Annotated in this window: 18 protein-coding genes; 16 read left to right on the plus strand and 2 right to left on the minus strand. The window is 58.5% G+C overall.

Features of this window, described 5'->3' with window-relative positions:
• The first annotated feature begins 243 nt into the window (after positions 1-243).
• The 6 genes from Q7F15_RS05615 (at position 244) to Q7F15_RS05640 (ending at position 6063) form a co-directional block, all read left to right on the plus strand.
• Positions 244-870: a DedA family protein gene (locus Q7F15_RS05615; RefSeq protein WP_171567129.1), complete on the plus strand. Its 627-nt coding sequence runs from the start codon at positions 244-246 to the stop codon at positions 868-870.
• The gene (locus tag Q7F15_RS05620; protein WP_171567091.1) at positions 867-1403 is read left to right on the plus strand and encodes a YkvA family protein; all 537 of its coding nucleotides are present in this window, start codon (positions 867-869) and stop codon (positions 1401-1403) included. Before Q7F15_RS05615 ends, Q7F15_RS05620 begins: the two co-directional genes overlap by 4 nt.
• An 18-nt stretch (positions 1404-1421) precedes the next feature.
• Positions 1422-2366, plus strand: coding sequence for a 3'-5' exoribonuclease YhaM family protein (locus Q7F15_RS05625; RefSeq protein WP_171567089.1), 945 nt, complete (start codon positions 1422-1424; stop codon positions 2364-2366).
• A 211-nt stretch (positions 2367-2577) separates the two neighbouring features.
• On the plus strand, positions 2578-3654 hold the full coding sequence (locus tag Q7F15_RS05630; protein WP_171567087.1) for a hypothetical protein: 1077 nt from the start codon (positions 2578-2580) through the stop codon (positions 3652-3654).
• A complete protein-coding gene (locus Q7F15_RS05635; protein WP_171567085.1) occupies positions 3651-3914 on the plus strand; it encodes a hypothetical protein in 264 nt (87 codons plus the stop codon). Before Q7F15_RS05630 ends, Q7F15_RS05635 begins: the two co-directional genes overlap by 4 nt.
• A gap of 43 nt (positions 3915-3957) precedes the next feature.
• Complete coding sequence (locus Q7F15_RS05640; RefSeq protein WP_376717861.1) at positions 3958-6063, plus strand: YecA family protein; 2106 nt, start codon at positions 3958-3960, stop codon at positions 6061-6063.
• 97 nt (positions 6064-6160) lie between these two features.
• Here the strand turns inward: Q7F15_RS05640 and Q7F15_RS05645 are convergent, their stop codons facing one another.
• On the minus strand, positions 6161-7384 hold the full coding sequence (locus tag Q7F15_RS05645; protein ID WP_304415214.1) for an MFS transporter: 1224 nt from the start codon (positions 7382-7384) through the stop codon (positions 6161-6163).
• Positions 7385-7584: 200 nt separating this feature from the next.
• Here Q7F15_RS05645 and Q7F15_RS05650 point away from each other — a divergent pair, with 200 nt between their 5' ends.
• The 8 genes from Q7F15_RS05650 (at position 7585) to Q7F15_RS05685 (ending at position 16548) form a co-directional block, all read left to right on the plus strand.
• Positions 7585-8454, plus strand: coding sequence for a carbohydrate kinase family protein (locus Q7F15_RS05650; RefSeq protein WP_304415215.1), 870 nt, complete (start codon positions 7585-7587; stop codon positions 8452-8454).
• 290 nt (positions 8455-8744) lie between these two features.
• Complete coding sequence (locus tag Q7F15_RS05655) at positions 8745-10157, plus strand: LCP family protein (protein WP_304415216.1); 1413 nt, start codon at positions 8745-8747, stop codon at positions 10155-10157.
• 210 nt (positions 10158-10367) lie between these two features.
• Positions 10368-10682 (plus strand): hypothetical protein, encoded by a 315-nt coding sequence (locus tag Q7F15_RS05660; RefSeq protein ID WP_171567076.1) that lies wholly within the window; start codon positions 10368-10370, stop codon positions 10680-10682.
• Between the two features lie 447 nt (positions 10683-11129).
• Positions 11130-11597 (plus strand): hypothetical protein, encoded by a 468-nt coding sequence (locus Q7F15_RS05665; RefSeq protein WP_304415217.1) that lies wholly within the window; start codon positions 11130-11132, stop codon positions 11595-11597.
• A gap of 96 nt (positions 11598-11693) precedes the next feature.
• Positions 11694-13697 carry an oxidoreductase gene (locus Q7F15_RS05670; RefSeq protein ID WP_212132751.1) on the plus strand — a complete coding sequence of 668 codons (2004 nt, stop codon included), beginning with the start codon at positions 11694-11696 and terminating at the stop codon, positions 13695-13697.
• A 126-nt stretch (positions 13698-13823) separates the two neighbouring features.
• Positions 13824-14117 (plus strand): hypothetical protein, encoded by a 294-nt coding sequence (locus Q7F15_RS05675; RefSeq protein ID WP_171567128.1) that lies wholly within the window; start codon positions 13824-13826, stop codon positions 14115-14117.
• A gap of 70 nt (positions 14118-14187) precedes the next feature.
• Positions 14188-15033 carry a YtnP family quorum-quenching lactonase gene (locus Q7F15_RS05680; protein WP_171567070.1) on the plus strand — a complete coding sequence of 282 codons (846 nt, stop codon included), beginning with the start codon at positions 14188-14190 and terminating at the stop codon, positions 15031-15033.
• Positions 15034-15312: 279 nt separating this feature from the next.
• Complete coding sequence (locus Q7F15_RS05685) at positions 15313-16548, plus strand: MDR family MFS transporter (protein ID WP_171567068.1); 1236 nt, start codon at positions 15313-15315, stop codon at positions 16546-16548.
• On the opposite strand, the gene Q7F15_RS05690 is transcribed toward Q7F15_RS05685, so the two are convergent.
• Positions 16540-17328, minus strand: coding sequence for a GDSL-type esterase/lipase family protein (locus Q7F15_RS05690; RefSeq protein ID WP_304415218.1), 789 nt, complete (start codon positions 17326-17328; stop codon positions 16540-16542). The two genes, Q7F15_RS05685 and Q7F15_RS05690, sit on opposite strands and share 9 nt — an antisense overlap.
• A 119-nt stretch (positions 17329-17447) precedes the next feature.
• On the opposite strand from Q7F15_RS05690, the gene Q7F15_RS05695 reads away from it, so the two are divergent.
• Both Q7F15_RS05695 and Q7F15_RS05700 read left to right on the plus strand, forming a co-directional pair.
• Positions 17448-18407: an ABC transporter ATP-binding protein gene (locus Q7F15_RS05695; protein ID WP_304415219.1), complete on the plus strand. Its 960-nt coding sequence runs from the start codon at positions 17448-17450 to the stop codon at positions 18405-18407.
• Positions 18373-19368 carry an ABC transporter permease gene (locus tag Q7F15_RS05700; protein ID WP_304415220.1) on the plus strand — a complete coding sequence of 332 codons (996 nt, stop codon included), beginning with the start codon at positions 18373-18375 and terminating at the stop codon, positions 19366-19368. The genes Q7F15_RS05695 and Q7F15_RS05700 overlap by 35 nt, the downstream gene beginning before the upstream one ends.
• The last annotated feature ends 7 nt before the right edge of the window (positions 19369-19375 follow it).

Genomic DNA, 19375 nt, shown 5'->3' on the forward strand with positions numbered 1-19375 from the left:
ATAGCGAAAAGTGAGTGGGAAAGCCACGGCGAGAACCCATAAAATTCGTCATTTTTAGACAACAGTTGCGATACAGGCGCACAAACTCATGGCCTGCCAGGCAAGGTCAACACTCGCTGCAAAGAAGATTATACTTCCTTAAATGGGAATAATTCACAGATATTTGTCGCCCGCTTCTTCTTTTGGCATAATGTATTGAAAGAGGGGACAAGCGCGAAATGTGGTGAAAACATCTTGAATGAAATAAATGAAATTGTAACAGTTTTTGGCGGATACATCTCCCAATACGGGTACGGCGCCTTGTTTGGCCTGTTTTTTCTGGGGATTCTCGGAATGCCTCTGCCGGAGGAAACGCTCCTGGTCTTTTCCGGGTTCCTCGTCTCCACTGGCCAGTTGAAGTACGTCCCCACGTTTCTCGTCTGTTTTCTGGGGTCCATTACGGCGATGACCACTGCGTACTGGATCGGCAGGACGTTGGGATTCGTCTTTATCGAGCGGTATGGGAAGCGGCTCGGCCTGGGCTACGCGCTTTATCGCAAGACGGAAGACTGGTTTAACCGCGTGGGCAAATGGGCGCTGCCGCTCGGCTACTTCATTCCCGGCATTCGCCAGTTTACCGCCTATTTTGCCGGCATCACCCGGCTTCCGTTTCCGACGTTCATGCTGTATACATACACAGGGGGCTTATTCTGGTGCGCCTTGTTCGTCACGATCGGCTGGCAATTGGGAGAACGCTGGGAGCAGTTGTTCGTGCTGGTCGCGCGCAACCTGGCAGTCTTCTTCCTGGCCCTGCTTGCCGTTATTGTCTGCTGGTCCTACTGGCGCAAGCGCAAGGCTGCCGCAAAAACGAAACGGGAGGAATTGCCATGAACGATGAGCAGCGCCATCAAGACAAACAATTGTCTGACGAGCGATTGCCCGCCGTCCGGAGACCGGCCGAGCTGGTGCCGTTGAAACTGCCGGAGAAGCACCAACGCTTTTACGACAAGCTGCGGGCGAAGATCCAGGCTTTTATCCGTGAAAAGGGAGGCAGCGAAAAGGCAGCCGCGTACATCCTGCTTGCGCCCGACCTGTTTGTGCTGCTGGCCCGCCTGATGCTGGACAAACGCGTCGGTGTTCAGGCGAAAGCGTTGGCCGGGATTGCCGTGGCCTATTTTATCACGCCGATTGACTTCATTCCGGAAGCCTTGACTGGCGCCCTTGGTCTGCTCGATGACGTCGTGCTGGCGGTGTACGCGCTGCGGCGCATCCTCGTCGACGTGGACGAGGCGATCGTGCGCGAACACTGGAACGGGGAAGAGGATCTGCTCCAGGTGATTACCAGGGTGATCAAGTCGGCTGACGAGCTGGTCGGCAAGAAAATTGTGCACAAAATCGAAGAGACCCTGTTTCGCAAAAAATAGACGAGGAAGGACAGACAGATGAGATATCTGCTTGATTATCAAGAGGGAGAACGGGTTGTCACGTTTTGTCTGGTCAAGAGCAAGGAGGTGGGCGTCGCCAGCAACCAGAGCGAATACCTCAGTCTGGAGCTGGGAGATTGCTCCGGCACGATTGCCGCCAAACTGTGGGACGTCACCCCGGAGCTGAAGGAAGCCATCCAGGTGAAATCCGTCATCAAAATCGACGCGACGGTGCAGGTGTACCGGGGGAAAAAGCAGTTGGTCATCCAGCGGGTCCGGCTCGCGTCTCCGTCCGACGACGTGCAGATGGAATCGCTGGTGCCGGTCTCGCCATTCCCCGCCGACGAGCTTTGGGAGAAGCTGCAGCAGGCGGTTCGCGGGATCAGAAGCGAGACGCTGCGCGCGATCGTGACGGAGGCGCTGACCGACGAGGAGATCGGCGGACGCCTGCGCTGCTATCCGGCTGGTGTGCGCATGCACCACAATTACTACCACGGCTTGCTGGAGCACATCGTCTCACTTTTGGCCGCAGCCGAGCGGCTGGTGCCGCTCTACCCTCAGGTGGACCGGGATGTGCTGTACGCGACGTGCATTTTGCACGACATCGGCAAGCTGTACGAGCTGTCTGACCCGATCGCGCCCGACTACACCACCCCCGGGCAGTTGATCGGCCATTTGGTGATGGGAGCGGAGATCATCAGCGGCATCTGCCGCAAACTTGACATTCCCCTCGGTGATCCCGAAGTGCTGCACTTGAAGCACTGCATCCTGAGCCATCATGGCGATGTGGAAAACGGGTGGGGAAGCGCCGTCTCCGGCAAGACGCCCACTGCCGTGCTGTTCCACTATCTCGACCAGATTGACAGCAAGATGAACGCCCTGGGCCAGGCGCTGGCCGAGATGGGGGACGAGGAGTGGGCCTACGCCGGCGCCTTGAGGCGAAAGGTGTGGCGCGGCTATTGACAGCGACGAGGCAAAAGCGACAGCCGCTTGCGCCTCGCCGGAGCACTTTTTGAAGCGGATCGGGTCCGCTCTTTTTTCATTTATAAAAACAAACCGAATAGACAATCACTTTCGGTCGCAGTAGGATTTTTCCCTGCTGGTGTCGAATACCCATCTTGATTCCCATTTGCTTGGCAGACCTGTTGCCAATAGCGTAGAAGGAGTAAGTTTAATGAAACGGCCAACCTATACCCTGTCGAGTATTATTAAAAAGGTGTTTCGGTCTGGCGAACGCTCCCTTCCCCGCGAGGAGATCTGTTCCCGTCTGGAAGCGAGCGGGTTGACAACCGGCTTCGGCATGGACGGCAGCGCCCTGCTCGCCAAGGTGCTGCGAATGGAGCAGGCACCGGTGAAAGTTGGGCGTTCCGAGGCGATTATCGAATTGACCTATCAGCCCCATCAACTGTTTGATCTGGCGTACCGTTTTGTGCGTGATACCCATATGCCCAAAACGTTGGAACAAATAGCGGCGGAGCTTCGCCGTCAGACCCAGTTCGGCTGGAATCAGATCATGCGCATGCTGCAGTTGGAGCGGGACCCCCGCTTCGTCCAGTACCAGGGTGATGGCCGCTGGTTTCTGGCGGAATGGACACTGGCCAATGACCAGGTATACGCATTCTGCCGCGCCAACGGCATCACCCAGGTGGCGGCCCGTACCGTTCACCACTTTCTGGAGCAGGAGGTGGGCGTGGCGGACGACGCGATGTTTTTGCCGGCGCTGGACGACCGCTTTCGGTTGGACGGCGAGATCTTGTACATAATCGCCCGCGACGGTGACGAAGAGCAAAGTCAAGCCGGTCTGGAAGCGGCCGCAGCCGTGGAGACGGCGGACGAAACAAAGCCTGAGGCAGATTCGGCAGAAGCCGGCCATACAGCCGCCGATGTAAAAGACGCGGGACAGTCCGGCACCTCACAGCAGCAGTCCACGGACGGACAGCGGGAACGCGAGGCGCAGCCCGCACAAAACCATACACACCGCCATCAGGAAGTGCACGAACAACTTCACTTTGAGGAGGAATTGTCCATGAATACCGTACAAACCCAATCGGTTCTGGAAGAAGTACAACAACTGCTGCGCCAGGCGCTGGGACGTCTGGAGTCGCGCAACGCGGAGATGGCCCAGGAAGTAGTGGCTCATTTTCAGCAAAGCAACATGCAGGCCATCGAGGTTCTGATGAAAGAGAAGCATAAAAACGAGCAGATCGCACTTGGCATTCAGCAAGTGCTGACGACTACCGAACAGCAATGAGCGATCTGGAGGCCATGATCCGGTTTGAGCAGAGGTTTTCCTTGCTGCGCGAGATTATCGCGCGTTATCGGATTCGCCTACAGGAAATGGAACGGGAAGTGGTGGAGCTGTTCGCCGCGAATCAGCTTTCCGCCATCGCTGACTGCATGAGTGAAAAGCACCGCATCGAAGCGCTGATATACCGGCTGGAGCAGTTTATCGCCCAGTGGGAGTCGTCCGCAGTGGCGGGCATCGCTCATGACCGACACGAGAACACTTGAACACCTGATAAGAAATGCGGTATATATAGGGGGATTGCGCTAGATTCCCCGCGCATGCCGCGGTGGAAATGAAAGGAGATCCAAACCCCTTATGTCTGTAGGAAGAAATGATCTTTGCCCCTGTGGAAGCGGGAAAAAATACAAAAAATGTTGCGGCATCGTGACACCGATCACGGAGCTGCGCAGCCGACACGAGCAAAAACTGCAAAAGGAGTACGCATCCTGGGTCGAACGGCTGAACCACTTCGTCGCCGGCAAGGTCAGCAGCGAAACCGTCCAACAGGCACGGGAGCGCTTTGCCGCGGAGGTCGGACTGGCGGCTGAGAGCGTCATGAATCCGGAGTGGGCGGCCCACTTTTTCAACTGGTTCGTCCTTGATGTGAAAGCCAACGGCGAAACCGTGCTGGAAAGCTATCTGAAGCAGCACGGCCGCCGGATGGACCTGGATCTGCGCCGCTCCTTCACCCGTCTGCACCTGAACGCCTACGAGATCGTGCAGGTGGAGCGGGATGTGCTGACGGTCCGCCATCCGCTCAGCGGCGAGACCCGCTATGTGCTGAGAACCAGCCCCCTGAACATGCAGCCTGGTCAGATCATCGTGGGCCGGTTGCTCAATCTGGGGCTGCGTGATCTTTTGTTCTCGGGCAGCATCATCTTGCAACCACACGTAAAGCCCGCATTGGTGGAGTGGTTGGGTGAACATCCGGAAGTGCTGGAAGCAGCGGATAACCCTGAACGGCGCACCTACACCACCGCGCTGTACCGATTCATCGTCGCCTTTGGCGCATCGGAGGGCGGCAGCCGCAGCGACGGTCTTACCCGGCGCATCTACACGATTCCGGACATGGACCGGCTTCGTCAGGCGATCGATGCGCAGCGGGCGTTCGAATTGAAAAAGCGGGACGGCAGCCGGGAAATCTGGGTGTACGCCCCGCGCAAGGAAGAGCATCTCTTTCCGACGCTAAAAGATGCGCTTCTGGAGCTGTACGAAGTGCAGGCTGAATTGATCCTGCAGGACAATACGGCCTGGGTGGAAGGCTATCCGGCGCAGATTGACGAAGTGGCGTCGCTGCTGCAACTTCCCGACCAAGCATCCGAGGAAGAGATTCGCGTGCTGACGTCTACTGGTTCCAGGCTGGCGAAAGGCACGTTGTTTGTCACCAGCGAGCCAATGCTGCCGTCCCCTGTTTTGCAGTGGGCGATGCGCGCCTATTTTACGGAAAAGTGGCTCGTGACCCCGCATGAAGCCTTGGACGGGCTGGCTCCTACGCTGGCAGCAGCTTCTGCGAACGAGACGCTGCAAAACAAGCTTCAGGAACTGATCGATCATCTGGTGCGGGACGGACAGTCCGGCCAGGGACTGGGTCGGCTCATCCACCTGGATACGCTCAAGCCGCGGTTGGCGCTGCCGAACAACACCCTGCACGTGGCCAACCTGCTCAGCCGTCCGCTGATCGAAGGGCTGCCGGAGAGCGTCTATACGGTGCAGCCGGAGCGGCTGGCCGATATCAACCGCTTTGTGGCGGAAATGACCGAGGGCAAGTCGGAAGCGACGGTCAAGAAGTACGACGAAGCGATGAACAACTTCCGCACGTTTGTCCGCAGCGCTTTTGGCCCCTCCTTTACCTGGGAGCAGCTCCGGCAGGAAGACGTGGCGTACTTCCTCGTCCACGACATCTTTACCCGCGTGGACGCGGCCACCAAGACGCTGGCCGGCAACCTCTTGTCGGTGCTGATGGCCTTTTTCAAGTGGCTGGACAAGCAGTACGGCACGTCAATTGCCGCCGCCATGCAGCCGCTGTTCGGCGAGTTGAAAGAGGCGCTGCCGGAGGCGTACCGCCTGCGCGGTCTTCTGGAAAAAGAGGCGCACCAGCGTCTGTTTGGCGCGGACGGGCCCAAGCAGGTGGCAGAAGAACACCTCGTGCTGATCAGCCGGGAAACAGACGGTTGGCTGGCGAAACGGCCGAGCGGCGAAACGATCCGTCTGTCGCTTGCCGCACAGGCAGCCGAAGCACTGGCGCCCGATTGGACGATCGCCGGGCTGATCGGCCAAACCCAGGACGGCTCCTGGTATCTGTACGGGACACCCGAGCTGTATCCGCAGGCCGTATCCCAGCTGCTGGGTGTCACCACCAGCGTTCCCGTATAACTCATCACATGAAAAATCCCCCATGGGCTGAAATCACCCATGGGGGATTTTGCTTTGGTGCGCTGCTTTCGTGTCCCGTACTCGCTGTAAGGCGTGGTTAATCGCGTGCCACCCAGGCTCGCAGCTTTTGATCTTTGGGCAGAAGCAGGCCGAGGACACCGATCAGCGGCATGAGCGAGCAGAGCGTGATGACGGACGCAATGCCGTACAGGTCGGCCAAATACCCGAGCACCAGCGCACCCATGCCGCCCATGCCAAAGGCCAGACCGATAATCAGGCCGGAGACGGTGCCAACGCGTCCCGGCAGCAGTTCCTGGGCGTAGACGACCGTGACGGAAAAGCTGGACAGCAGGATCAGACCGCAGAGAAACAAGACAGGATAAATCCAATATCCGGACACGTACGGTGTCAGGAGCGTCAGCGGCAGCGCGCCCAGTGTGGAGACGATCAGCAGGTTGCGTTTGCCGAACCGATCGGCCAGCGGGCCGCCCAAAAAGGTGCCGATCGCGCCTGCGAGCAGGAAGACGAACACGCAGTACTGCGCACTGTCATAGCTCATGTGCTGGATGTTCATCAGGTAGAACTGGTAGAAGCTTTGATAGCCTGCACTCATCCAGGAACGGACGCTGACGATCAGGACCAACAGGCCCAGTGCGACCAGGCGCTTGTTGCGGTGGGTGTAGGCGACTGCAGCGGCGACAGCTTTTTTGGCGCGCTGCTGCCCCTGGTACCAGTTGGCGACGTACACAAGCACTGCACTGGCGGCAGCTGCCGGGACCAAAAACCACATCGCGCCCGGCTGGCCCAACTGTTGGAAGATCAATATGGTCATCAGCGGCGCGAGCGCCTGTCCGGCGTTGCCCCCCACCTGAAAAATGGACTGTCCCAATCCTCGGCGGGTGCCGGAGGCGTGGTGGGCGACCCGCGATGCTTCCGGATGAAATACGGCCGACCCGATGCCGACGCAGGCGACGGCGAGCAGCACGACGTAGTAATTGCTGGCCAGGGCCAGTGACAGCATGCCGAGCCCGGAGACCAACAGACCGACCGGCAGCATGTACGGTCGCGACTTGCGGTCGGATATGTACCCGACGACCGGCTGGAGAGCGGAAGCCGTCAGGTTCATGACCAATAGGATCATGCCCACCTGGGTATACGTCAGGGCCAAATTTGCTTCAAGAACTGGCAGCAGGGCGGGAATGACCGCCTGCAGGCTGTCGTTGAGCAGGTGAACCAGGCTGATAGCAAACAACACACGGTACACCGTGGGAGCGGCATGTACCGCAGCAGAGGTGTTAACACTGCCGCTATGGGCACTCATAAGTTCATCTCCGTCATCGTTTTTGCCCTTAACTGTAGCACTGTTTGCGCCGCTCGTCACTACTGAACATTGATCATATGCCGATGTGAAATAAACGTGCATGCGAACGCGTATTCCATCTTGTGGTAGGGAAACACAGAATAATGTCGAAAGAGTAAGAAAATGCAAGAAGACGCGAATGGCGACGAGGGGGGCATGACATGCTGGGTAGCATGAAGGAATACTGGTTGTGCGCTGGGGGAGCCAATGTGGACGTGCAGGGGATCACGTCCGCCGCACTGCTGCCGGGAACGAGCAATCCGGGTATCGTACGTCAGACGGCGGGCGGCGTGGCGCGCAACGTGGCTGACCACCTGGCGCGCCTGGGAGAAGAGGTGCTGCTGTTCGCGCTGGTTGGCGAAGATGCGGAAGGGGAATGGCTGCGCCAGATGACGGCCCAAAGCGGCGTGGCGACCATCGGGATGGTCCGCGTTCCTGGCGGCAGGACGGGACGCTATCTGGCCATCCGCGCCGCTGACGGCGAACTGCTCGCGGCCATCTCCGACATGGCGGTGAACGAGGCGTGGACGGAGCAGATGATGGAAGACGGTGTAAAGCGGCTGCAGCATGCAACCGGCTTGTTTCTGGACGCCAATTTGCCGGAGTGGGTCATCCGCAGTTTTCTGCGGGAAGGGATGCGCCGGGGCATACCTGTCGTGGCCGATCCCGTCTCGGTGAAAAAGGCGGAGCGGTGGCGGGGGCTTTTACACGGCGTCAAGCTGATCGTCATCGACACGGACGAGCTGGAAGTGCTGACGGGGAAGCCTGCGTCCTCGGCTGCGGGCGCGGAAGCGGCAGCCAGCATACTGCTCAACGAGGGAGTCCAACAGGTGATCGTGCTGGGCGGTGAAAACGGCCTGTATGTGTGCCGGCAGTCAGAGGCGCTCTGGTTGCCGCAGCCCGATTGCTCCCTGCGCGAAACTGCCAAGGATGCGTTTGTGGCGGGCGTGCTGGCTGCCCTCAGAAAAACCGAGTCGCTCGCCGAGCAAGCGGCATTTGGCGTAACGGTGGCGGAACGGGCAGCCGCCTAGCTGCCGCTCACGCACGAATCGATGCGGAAGCGAACGGAAGTCTGCGCGACACAGGGACGGCAATGACCTAAACTCTTTAACAAGAACCACTCCTCCATCGGCAACCGATGGAGGAGTTTTACGTTCTGGCAACATTTTTCTACAAAAATGGACAACAATATGGTATAATACCGAAGTCAGAGTATTACTATTTGGAAGAAATATGCGGTGCTTTATTTCAACAAGCACTTTTCTTGTTTTTTCGATCTTTTCACAACTTTTTTTCAATGCTAACAAGGAGTTTGATACATATGCCTGAAACTGTGGCAACGCGCACGCGCACTTCCGCACAGAAGAAAAAGTCGGCGCGTCGGCGCACCCTGCGCAGACGGCTGATTTTGTTCAGCTTGTTCATGCTGCTGATGATCGGCGGAGCGGCTGGCGCGGTTTATTGGAAAATCGATCGGACACTGGATACCGTGACGAATAACGACTTTTCCCCGCTAACTTCAAATACAGACCCTACCTACCATTCCGACAAGCCGCTGTCGTTTATCATTCTCGGCCGGGATACACGCCCGGAGACAGGGACGATGAATACGGACGTCATGATCGTCGCCGTCGCCAACCCGGAGACGAAAAAGGTGACCATGGTGTCGATCCCGCGGGATACGCGGGTAAAGATTCCGGGGTACCGGGACTACCATAAAATCAACGCCGTCTACGCCAACGGGGAGGCGGAGCGACGTCGGGCGGAGCGGAACAACGAAACGCCGACGGAAGACGGCATCTCGCTGACGAAAAAGACGCTGACGGAACTGCTGGGCATTCCGATCCAGCATTACGTCGCAGTTGACTTTGAAGGCTTCAAGGCGGTCATCGACGAGTTGGGCGGCGTCGAGGTCAACGTCGACCGCAAACTGGTGTACGATGACCCGACGGACGGCACCCATATCAACCTGGAGCCCGGTCTGCAGCTTTTGAACGGCGAGCAGGCGTTGGGCTACGTCCGCCATCGGCACGACAACCGCGGCACCAAATACTTTTCCACCGACTTTGACCGCAACCGCCGTCAGCAGGAGGTTATCCGAGCTGTAGTGGACAAGGCCACTTCGCTGGACGGCTTGACGAAAATCTTTAACGTCATGGATATAGGCGCAAAGCACATTCATACCGATCTGTCCAAAGAGCAGATAAAGGGGCTCGCCTACGACTTCAAGGGATTCAATTCCTCTTCGCTGGTTACGTTGGATAACGGGGCGTACTGGAAAGGTGGGTACACCTACCTGCCCAAGGAAAACCTGAACGCCATCCGAACCACCCTGCAGACGGAGATGGGCCTGTCGGGAAGCGTCGTCGCTCAGTTAAACGATTCTCCCGTACTGGAGAGCGGGGAGGAGACGGTGACCGCCAGCAGCAATCCGCGCAAGAAAAGCACATCTGCAACGGTGGAGACGGCTGCACCGGCGACCCGGCCAGCCAAGTCGAAGGCGAAGGAAGAAACGCCATCCAATCCGGCACAGGACGAAACTGAGCTGAAGCCGGAAACAGGCGAAACACCGCCGCCTGATATTATTTCGCCGACGGGACAGGATGGCACGCCGTCGTCCAATCCCGTGCCGTCGACGGGAACCACACCGCCGCCGGACATCGTGCCGCCGGCAGGAAGCCAACAGCAGGTGCCGACAGCAGTCGATCCGTCCGACCAGATCAGCACCTCGTAGCCGTGTCGCGATAAAGAGAGCAGAGAAAACACCCGGTAGACCGGGTGTTTTTTTTGCTCGGCGGAGGACGATGTCATGTTCTGCGTACAAAAAAGTTTTTTTGCAAAATAAATGCACAAGGTGGTTTAAAAACACCGAAAGCGTGGTAGAATAATAATATACTGATAAGACAGATCATTCAGACAAATATGCTGACGGGAGGGTTTTTGGATGACGATTTTTTTAGTCAACCTGTTTCTGGTGATCGCGTTCGTATACATTATCAGCCGCCAACAAAACGAAGAAATCATTTATGATGAAGATTTTTTCCTCCAGAACCCCTCAGCTTTGGAAGAGTATCATCAAATGCCGCCCGACTTTCAGCAGGCGTTTTTCCGGAAACATAAAGAGTGGATCAAGGAAAAGTACATGCGCGGTGAGAGCTATGTCCTCGCCTTTTGTCCCAATAAAGAAGTCCGGCGTGCTTGGCTGGCGGAGTTCATGAACCAAAAAAACGTTAACAATCCCCCGACCCCTTCTTCGTGAAGGGGTTTCAATTTGCAGACAAAGTCCGAGGTGTCATGTGTGATGGTGCCCGCTCGCTCTCTTGACGACCAGCAAAGAAGTGGATATTGTCCGCTCCAAAACGCGACGCGGGCAGGGGGCAAACATCTGGGTGTTTCGACGATGTGAGACTTGTGCCCCCTGTATACCCCGCGTCTTCGTTTTTTCGCTTGGCAGGTCGTCAAAGGAGCTCGCTTGGCCCATCACTTCATGCCACGTACTTTTCTCCAACTTTGTTTGATCAATGTGCAGGCCTCCGGCCTGGGGCCTGGTTACTATGGGGAAATCTTACGATGTGGACCTTTAATGATAAAAAAGAACAGCTTGTCTTCACTCTGCACCCCTTCTTCGTGAAGGGGTTTTCCACTGCCCGGGCGCACGTGATATACTCAAAAGAAAGAGTGACAGCAAGACTGGAGGAACATGTTTGTGTTGCAGCGCATGATGGAAATATTGGACCAAGCACTCTCGGGCCACGGGGTGATCCGCGACGTAATTCTGCGGACGGAGCATTCCCTGCTGGAGGACGAGGAGACGCGGGAGATCACGGTATACGTGACGGCTTCGGCGGAGGAGAGCGAACAGCCGCTTGCGACCGTGCATCTGTTTCCGCTGCCCGACGCTGCCGCCTGCGAAGTGGAGGCACAGATCGACTATCCCGGAGCAGTTGAGGCAGAGGCGGCCGCCCGACTGTGGGAGCGGGCTCGTGAGATTGTGCCGGACGTTTCCTTGACGGAAAAGCGGCGCTGTCTCAACCCAGGCGTTCTCGCCGAGTACGGCGTGACTCTCGATTTTCACTTTGTGGTGGAAGAGCCTGATACAGATGAAACAAACGCGCACTGTCGGCAGGCTCTCGATCAATTCGCCGCCAACCTGGGCAGATTGCTCCGGCTGTAAGCAGGCCGGGGCAGCAGGAAAACCGGCCGTGCCCGCCGAAATGATGGGGAGTAAAAATGAATGAGCATTCATTCGATTCGTCAGGAGGGGGCACGAATGGAAACAAAACGCGTCTGGGAACCGATTCGCGTCGGGGGGATTACCCTGAACAACCGCATCATGATGGGCTCCATGCACGTCGGGCTGGAAAAGCTGGAGGGAGGCGTGCGGCGGTTGGCCGCGTTTTACGCGGCGCGGGCCCGCGGAGGAGTAGGTCTGATCGTCACCGGAGGGGCTGCCGTCCGGCCAGAAGGCGGTATGGGCGAGCAGTACTGCAGCGTTTACAGGGATGAGCACATCGAGCCGCTGAGAGTGATCACGGAGGCTGTGCACCAGGAGGGCGGCAAAATCGCCCTGCAGCTCTTTCACGCCGGGCGTTACGCTTATCAGGAAGCCACCGGTCTGGAGCCGGTCGCGCCGTCCCCGCTGCAGGCGCCGATCAATCGGACGCGGCCGCGTGCACTGACCGGCGAAGAGATCGAGCTGACGCTGCAGGCGTTTGCCGACGGCGCGGTGCGGGCGCAGCGAGCCGGTTTTGACGCAGTGGAAATCATGGGCTCCGAAGGATATTTGATCAATCAATTTCTCTCACCGGTCACCAATGTGCGCGACGATGAGTGGGGCGGCGACTTCGAACGGCGGGCACGCTTCGGCGTGGAAGTGATGAGACGCGTACGCGAGGCGGTCGGTCCCGATTATCCAGTGATCTTTCGCATGTCCGGGCTGGACTTGATCCCCAACAGCACGACGATGGACGAGACGCTGCAGTTTGCCCGCATGCTGCAGGAGGCGGGGGCCGACGCGCTTAACATCGGAATCGGATGGCACGAGTCGCAGGTGCCGACGATCGCAATGATGGTGCCGCGCGGGGCGTATGTGTGGGTGGCCCGGCTGGTGAAAGAAGCGGTGACAATTCCCGTCATTGCCAGCAACCGCATCAACGACGTGCGTCAAGCCGAAGCAATCCTGGAGGACCGCTGCTGCGACATCGTTTCCATGGCCCGCCCCCTGTTGGCCGACCCGGATATCATCCGCAAGAGCCGGGAAGGCCGCTTTGACGAAGTCAACACCTGCATCGCCTGCAACCAGGCCTGCCTCGACCACGTGTTTGAGGGAAAACCGGCCTCCTGTCTGGTCAATCCGGCGGCCGGCCGGGAAGAGGAATGGACGCTGTCTCCCGCCCCGGTGAAAAAACGGGTGGCCGTCGTAGGGGCGGGACCGGCCGGGCTGGAAGCGGCGCGCGTGCTGGCGGAGCGCGGTCACCAGGTGGTGCTGATGGAAAAACGGCAGCAGATCGGCGGCCAGCTCAATTACGCGCGGCAGGTGCCGGGCAAATCGGAATTTAACGAAACGTTGCGCTATTACCGGACGCAGCTCGGTCTGCTTGGCGTGGACATCCGGCTGGGTGTGGAAGCACAGGCAGATGCGCTGCTCGCGGAAGGATTTGACGAGGTGGTGGTGGCTACCGGCATCATCCCAAGGCGGCCGGAGATTCCCGGCATTGATCTGCCGCACGTGGTCAGCTACACCCAAGTGTTTGAAAAGCAGGTGGATGTCGGCAAGCGCGTGGTGATCATCGGCGCGGGAGGGATCGCCTGCGATCTATCCCACCTGCTGGTGCAAAACGACAACATCTCGCCGCAGACCGCCCGCTACCTCCTGGAGTACGGGATTCTCAGCGCTGCGGAGGTGCATCGCCTGCAGCAGAGCGGCAGACAAGTGCGGATGCTCCGCCGCGGTCGGCACGTGGGCACCGGATTGGGCAAAACGACGCGCTGGGCGGTGCTCGCCAATCTCAAGCGGCACGGCGTCGAGATGCTGACGCAGGTAGAATACAAGGAGATTACGCCGGAGGGCGTGCGCATCGTCCACGACGGCGAAGAGCGGCTCCTGCCCGCGGATACGGTGGTGGTTGCGGCAGGGGGCATATCGGACAACCGCTTGTACGAATCGCTGAAAGGTCGGCTGCCGGTGCATCTCATCGGGGGGGCCAAAGAGGCAGGAGAGCTTGACGCCAAGCGGGCGATTTACGAGGGAGCGCTCATCGGCCGATTGATTTGAAAAAACAGGGAATCGGCACGTTGTCAGGTTATAGGATCTTTTGTCGAAAGACTTTCATTTGGACATGAATTTTTGCAAAATGAAAGTACGCTGTTCAAATTTAGTTGAATGGGGGCCCTTGCCTTGATGAATCACTATGGCATTCTGCTGGGAAAACGGCACTTTCTCTACTCATCCGCTCGGGTGGTGGAAGTAGAGGGCTGGACGTTCACGGTTGCCCCGGGGGTTAAGGTAATTGCCGGCGGAAGCGCCAACCCGCTGCAAACCTTGATCAGCATATACCGCGGAAGCGAAAAGGTTGCGCAGCTTGTGCTCATCCATAAACGCCACGACACCGATTTGGCGATCCAGGCGGTGTCCAGTGACATTTTGTTGAAACTGTCCCCGGCCACGCGCACGGTCAGCGTAACCGAAAAATAGCAGGGCACCCTGTACGGGGTGCTCTTTCACACTTCCCGCATCTGCATACAAACTTGAGGAGGCTGGTACCATGCAATTGACAAACCTGCAGGCAGGAGCATTTTCCCTGACGTGGCTGCGGGGAGGGCTGTCGCAGTTGGACGGAGGGGCGATGTTTGGCGTGGTTCCCAAACCGCTCTGGAGCAAGCGCTATCCATACAACGATCTCAACCAGATACCGCTTAGGGCTGATCCGATCCTGGTGGAAGGCGGCGGCAAAATCATCCTGATCGAGTCAGGCTTGGGCAACGACCGGCTGACGGACAAGCAAAAGCGCAACTTTGGCCTGCTGGAGGAGTCGCAGGTGAAAGAGTCGCTGGCCGCCAAGGGATTGACGCCGGAAGATATCGACATCGTGCTGATGACCCACATGCATTACGATCATGCCAACGGGCTTGTTTCCTGGCAGGACGGCCGGCTCGTCTCCACGTTTCCGCGGGCGGTCATTTATGTCCAGGAACAGGAATGGGCGGAGATGCGCGAGCCCAACATCCGTTCCCGCAACACCTATTGGGAGGACAACTGGAAGCCCATTTATGAACAGGTGCAGACATACGGCGACACGCTGGAGGTGCTGCCCGGCATTTCGCTGCACCACACCGGCGGGCACAGCCAGGGGCATGCGATCGTCCGCATCGAAAGCGACGGTCAACTCGTATTGCATCTGGCCGACCTTTTGCCGACACACGCGCACCAGAATCCCCTGTGGGTGATGGCCTACGACGACTACCCGATGACCTCCATTTTTGCCAAGCAAACATGGATTCAGGAGGGCATCCGCCAAGGCGCCTGGTTTACGTTTTACCACGACATCAAGTACCGGGCGGTGAAATGGGACGAGCAGGGAGTCATTACGGACAGCATAGAAGTGGAATAAAAGCAGCAGTGGTTACTCGCCTCCTTTCGGTACAGCGCAAGCATGTCCCCGAGCAGGGGGCTTTTTTTATGCGGGGGACAGCTTCAACGCCCGTGCGGCCTTCCGTCATCGTCTGTGGTCTTATCGATTTTTCGATTGTTGTTCTAAAAAATTTTCATAATCAAAAAAGTTCGGACAGTGATTGACGAAACCAAGACTGCTCCCTACAATTTAGGAAAAACTTGTGATGACTGTTCTGTTTCCATTGTCGGGCAGAGCAGTTGGAGGAGAGAGAAACACATGGATAGGGTCAAGGGGTTGTTGCGCGAATTTCACCCCATCGTCTGGTCGCTTGTGGTCGGCACGGTGTTTGTCCGCGCAGCCAGTTCGATGAGCATGCCGTTCCTGTTTTTGTACTTGTCCAATCACACCGACATGGATTATGGAACCATCGGACTGACGATCGGCGCGGGGGCACTGGCCGGGACGGTGGGCGGCTTCATCGGTGGGACGCTTTCAGATATATTTGGCCGACGCCGCGTCATGCTCGCGGCATTGTACGTCTGGACCCTGGTGTTTGTAGGGTTCGCATTCGGCAAAAGTCCGCTGTTTTTCCTGCTGTTAAACGTCGTCGGCGGGCTCTGCCGCTCCTTTTACGAGCCGGTGTCGCAGGCGCTCATGGCCGACGTGACGCCGCACGAGAAGCGGTACCGTGTCTTCGGCCTGCGCTACACCGCGATCAACGTGGGCGTGGCCGTGGGGCCGATCGTCGGGGCGATGCTGGCGTTGACTTCGGCGGCTCTGCCGTTTCTGATGACTGCCCTCATCTACCTGCTGTACGTCATCAGCTTGCAGGTGATGTTGAACGTCTTTGGCATCAAGCAGATCGAGGGACAGAAAAAAGAGCCGGTCAGCTTTCAGCGTGCACTTGAAGTGGTGGTGCGCGACAAAGCGTTCCGACTCTATATGGTGGCGGGGATGCTGGGGGCGATCGGCTACTCGCAAATGTCAACAACGCTGGCCAAGTATACGGAGATGGCCGTTCCCGACGGGGCGAAGCTGTTTGCCATCCTGATGAGTATCAACGCCATCGTCGTGGTGTTGATGCAGATGCCCTTGACCCGCTGGGCGGAAAACAAGACGCCCCTGACCAGCATCGTGGTGGGGAACGTCATGTACGCACTCGGGGACCTGGGCTACGCCTTCGCCCACTCATGGACGATGTTTATTGTGGCGATGGTCGTTTTTACCATCGGCGAGATTCTCACGTTCACCGCGTCCGATGTCCTGATCGACCGGATGGCGCCGGACAACATGCGCGGCACGTATTACGGAGCGAAAAGCTTCGGCAACCTCGGCCAGTTTATCGGCCCGTGGATGGGCGGCATTCTGCTGGCGTCGTACGGCGGTCCCGTGCTGTTCGGAGTGGTCGCTTTCCTCTCCATGACGAGCAGCCTGTTTCATTGGGCTGGACAGCGCGCCTACCAGAAACGCACCGGGACGTCAATCAACATCGCCCGGAACACGTCACTGTAGTGCCTGCATGATCCGCTCGGCGATCCGGGCGTAACCGGCCTCGTTGGGATGAAAGTGGTCCGTGTAGAGGTAGGTATTTTCCTTGTGGACGAACAGATCGTAGGTGGGAACGACAATGACGCGCGGATAGCGGGCCGCGATGGCGGCAGCATCGCTGTTCCAGTCCAGCACCGGCTTGACGGTGTCGGCGGCCGCGTCGGTGTCCCCGAACGGATTGTACAGGGCGGTGTAGACAATCGGCGCGCTGTCGTTCAGCTCCCGGATACGCCGGAGAATCTGCTCGTAGTTGGCCGCAAGTCCTTTGATGGCAGCGGCCAATTTGTCGTTGTCGACGCGGTATACGCCGCCGGACTGCTTGAACAAATCATTTCCGCCGATGGTAAACAGGATGAGATCGGCCTGCTTCAGCAGCGACTGGACCTGGGGTTGGGACAACTGATCGACGAGGCCGGTCGATTCCTGGCCGTTGATGGCCAGATTGGTCAGCGTGATCGGGTGGCCCGCCTGTTTTTCCAGTGCTTGGCGGACGTGTCCCACGTAACCGAGCCCGTTGGCGTCGCCGGCTCCGCGCGTCAGCGAATCTCCCAGCGCCACCACGTTACGAATGCCTTCCCCTGGCGCCAGCGGGGCCGGCTTGGCATGCCCGGCCGGTTCTGCGACCCGGCCGGATGAGAGCTGGCGGGGGTCCAGCGCAAACACGAAGCCTGCGGCAAACAGCAAAAAGGAGAGCACGGAGAGCAGGCCGACTGTACGCCACATGAATTGACCGGATGTGCGCATCGGGTACCTCCCATTCGTTGGTGGATGGTCAAGCATGGTATAATGTGACATGTACTGTCAGTGTATCACAATCACCGTTTTCGCGTCAGCGAACGGTATCTGGATAGGGAGGGCGAGCAGTGGGCGAGACAGTCCTTTCCGTAAAAGGATTGCGCAAGACGATCGGCGGCAAGCCGATCATTCACGATATGACGTTTGACGTTTACGCCGGAGAGGTCTTTGGCTTTCTCGGGCCTAACGGCGCGGGCAAGACGACGACGATCCGCATGCTGGTCGGGCTGGCCTCAGCCGACGGAGGAGAGATTGAGATCGGCGGCATCTCCCTTCGCCGTTCGTTTCCAGAGGCGATCGCCCAGGTGGGCTGCATCGTGGAAAACCCGGAGCTGTACAAATTCATGACGGGCCGGGAAAACCTGGAGCATTTTGCCCGCATGAGCGGCGGCATTCCCCCCGAGCGGATCGAGGAAATCGTCCGCTTTGTCGATCTGGAACGGGCCATCGACGACAAGGTGAAAACCTATTCGCTCGGCATGCGGCAGCGGCTGGGCATCGCGCAGGCCCTCCTGCACCGGCCCAAGCTGCTCATTCTCGACGAGCCGACCAACGGCCTGGACCCGGCGGGCATCCGCGAACTGCGTCAGTTTATCCGCAGGCTGGCGGAAGAAGAGGGGCTGGCCGTGTTCGTCTCCAGTCACCTGCTCAGCGAGATTGAGATGATGTGCGACCGCGTCGCCATCATCAACAAGGGACGGGTCATCTCCGTCGGACCGGTGCAGGAGCTGATGGAACAGTTTGCCGACCGGGTGGCGTGGACCTTTCCGCCGGAGGCCGAGCGCAGGGGACGGGACGTGCTGAGCCGCCTGTCCTTTGTGGAACGGGTGTGGCCGGACGGCGAGGGACGGCTGTACTGCCGCATGGATACGGAGCGAATCAGCGAGGCAAACGCCGCATTGGTGCGGGCCGGCGTCCCCGTCCTTGGCATCGTCGCCAAGACGGTGACCCTGGAAGATTTGTTCCTGACGCTGACAGGGGGAGGTGGAGAAGATGGGGCCGAGCATGCTCGCACTGGTACAAAATGAGACGATCAAGCTGCTGCGCCGCCGCCGCTTTCTCGTCGTGCTGCTGATCCTGGCCGTCCTCATCCCGATCTTTACCTACGCGCAGTACCGCTCCGTGGTGACGGTCCAGGAGCGGATGGGCACGACTGACTGGCGGACGATATTGCAGCAGCAGATCGTGGACACGCAAAACCGGCTCGCTTCCAGCAGACTGCCGGAGGAGTGGCGGGAGTTCTTAAAAATTCGCGTCCAGCAGCAGCAGTACTATCTGGATCATGACGTCAACCCGATGGCACCGGGGGCGCCCACGTTTGCGCGGGGCTTCATGGATCAGGCCGTGTCGCTGTTTCTGCCGATGATCATCGTCGTGCTGGCGGTCGATCTCGTCTCCGCCGAATACAGCGAGGGGACGATCAAGCTGCTGCTGACTCGGCCCGTGCGGCGCTGGAAGGTGCTGACCAGCAAGTACATCACCCTGCTGTTGTTTACCTCGCTCACGGTACTGATGACCTTGTGTATGGCCTACCTGATATCCGGTGTGGTGTTTGGCTATGCGGGCTGGGATCTGCCGGTGCTGACCGGCTTTGACGTGACCGGCGGCGAACTGGTCACATCCGCGGTGTTCATGCTGCCGCAGTGGAAATACCTGCTCATGCAGTACGGACTTGGGTGGTTTGTGTGCATCGTGGTCGGGACGATTACGTTCATGGTCTCCGTACTGGTGCGCAGCGCGGCTGCCGGAATGGGCATCATGATGGCGGCCCTGATCAGCGGAACGATTTTAACCCAGATGGCGTCGACCTGGGAGTCGGCCAAATACCTTTTCGTCGTCAATTTGCAGTTGACGGACTACCTGGCCGGCACGCTGCCGCCGATCAAGGGCATGACGCTGCCTTTTTCGCTCGCCGTGTTGTGCGTCTGGGCAGCGGCGGCGCTGATTGTCGCCTACGCCGTGTTTATTCGCAGGGATGTCACGTCTTGACCTTCTC

Origin of the sequence: Brevibacillus aydinogluensis (genome assembly GCF_961514395.1) — a bacterium.
Lineage (GTDB): Bacteria > Bacillota > Bacilli > Brevibacillales > Brevibacillaceae > Brevibacillus > Brevibacillus aydinogluensis.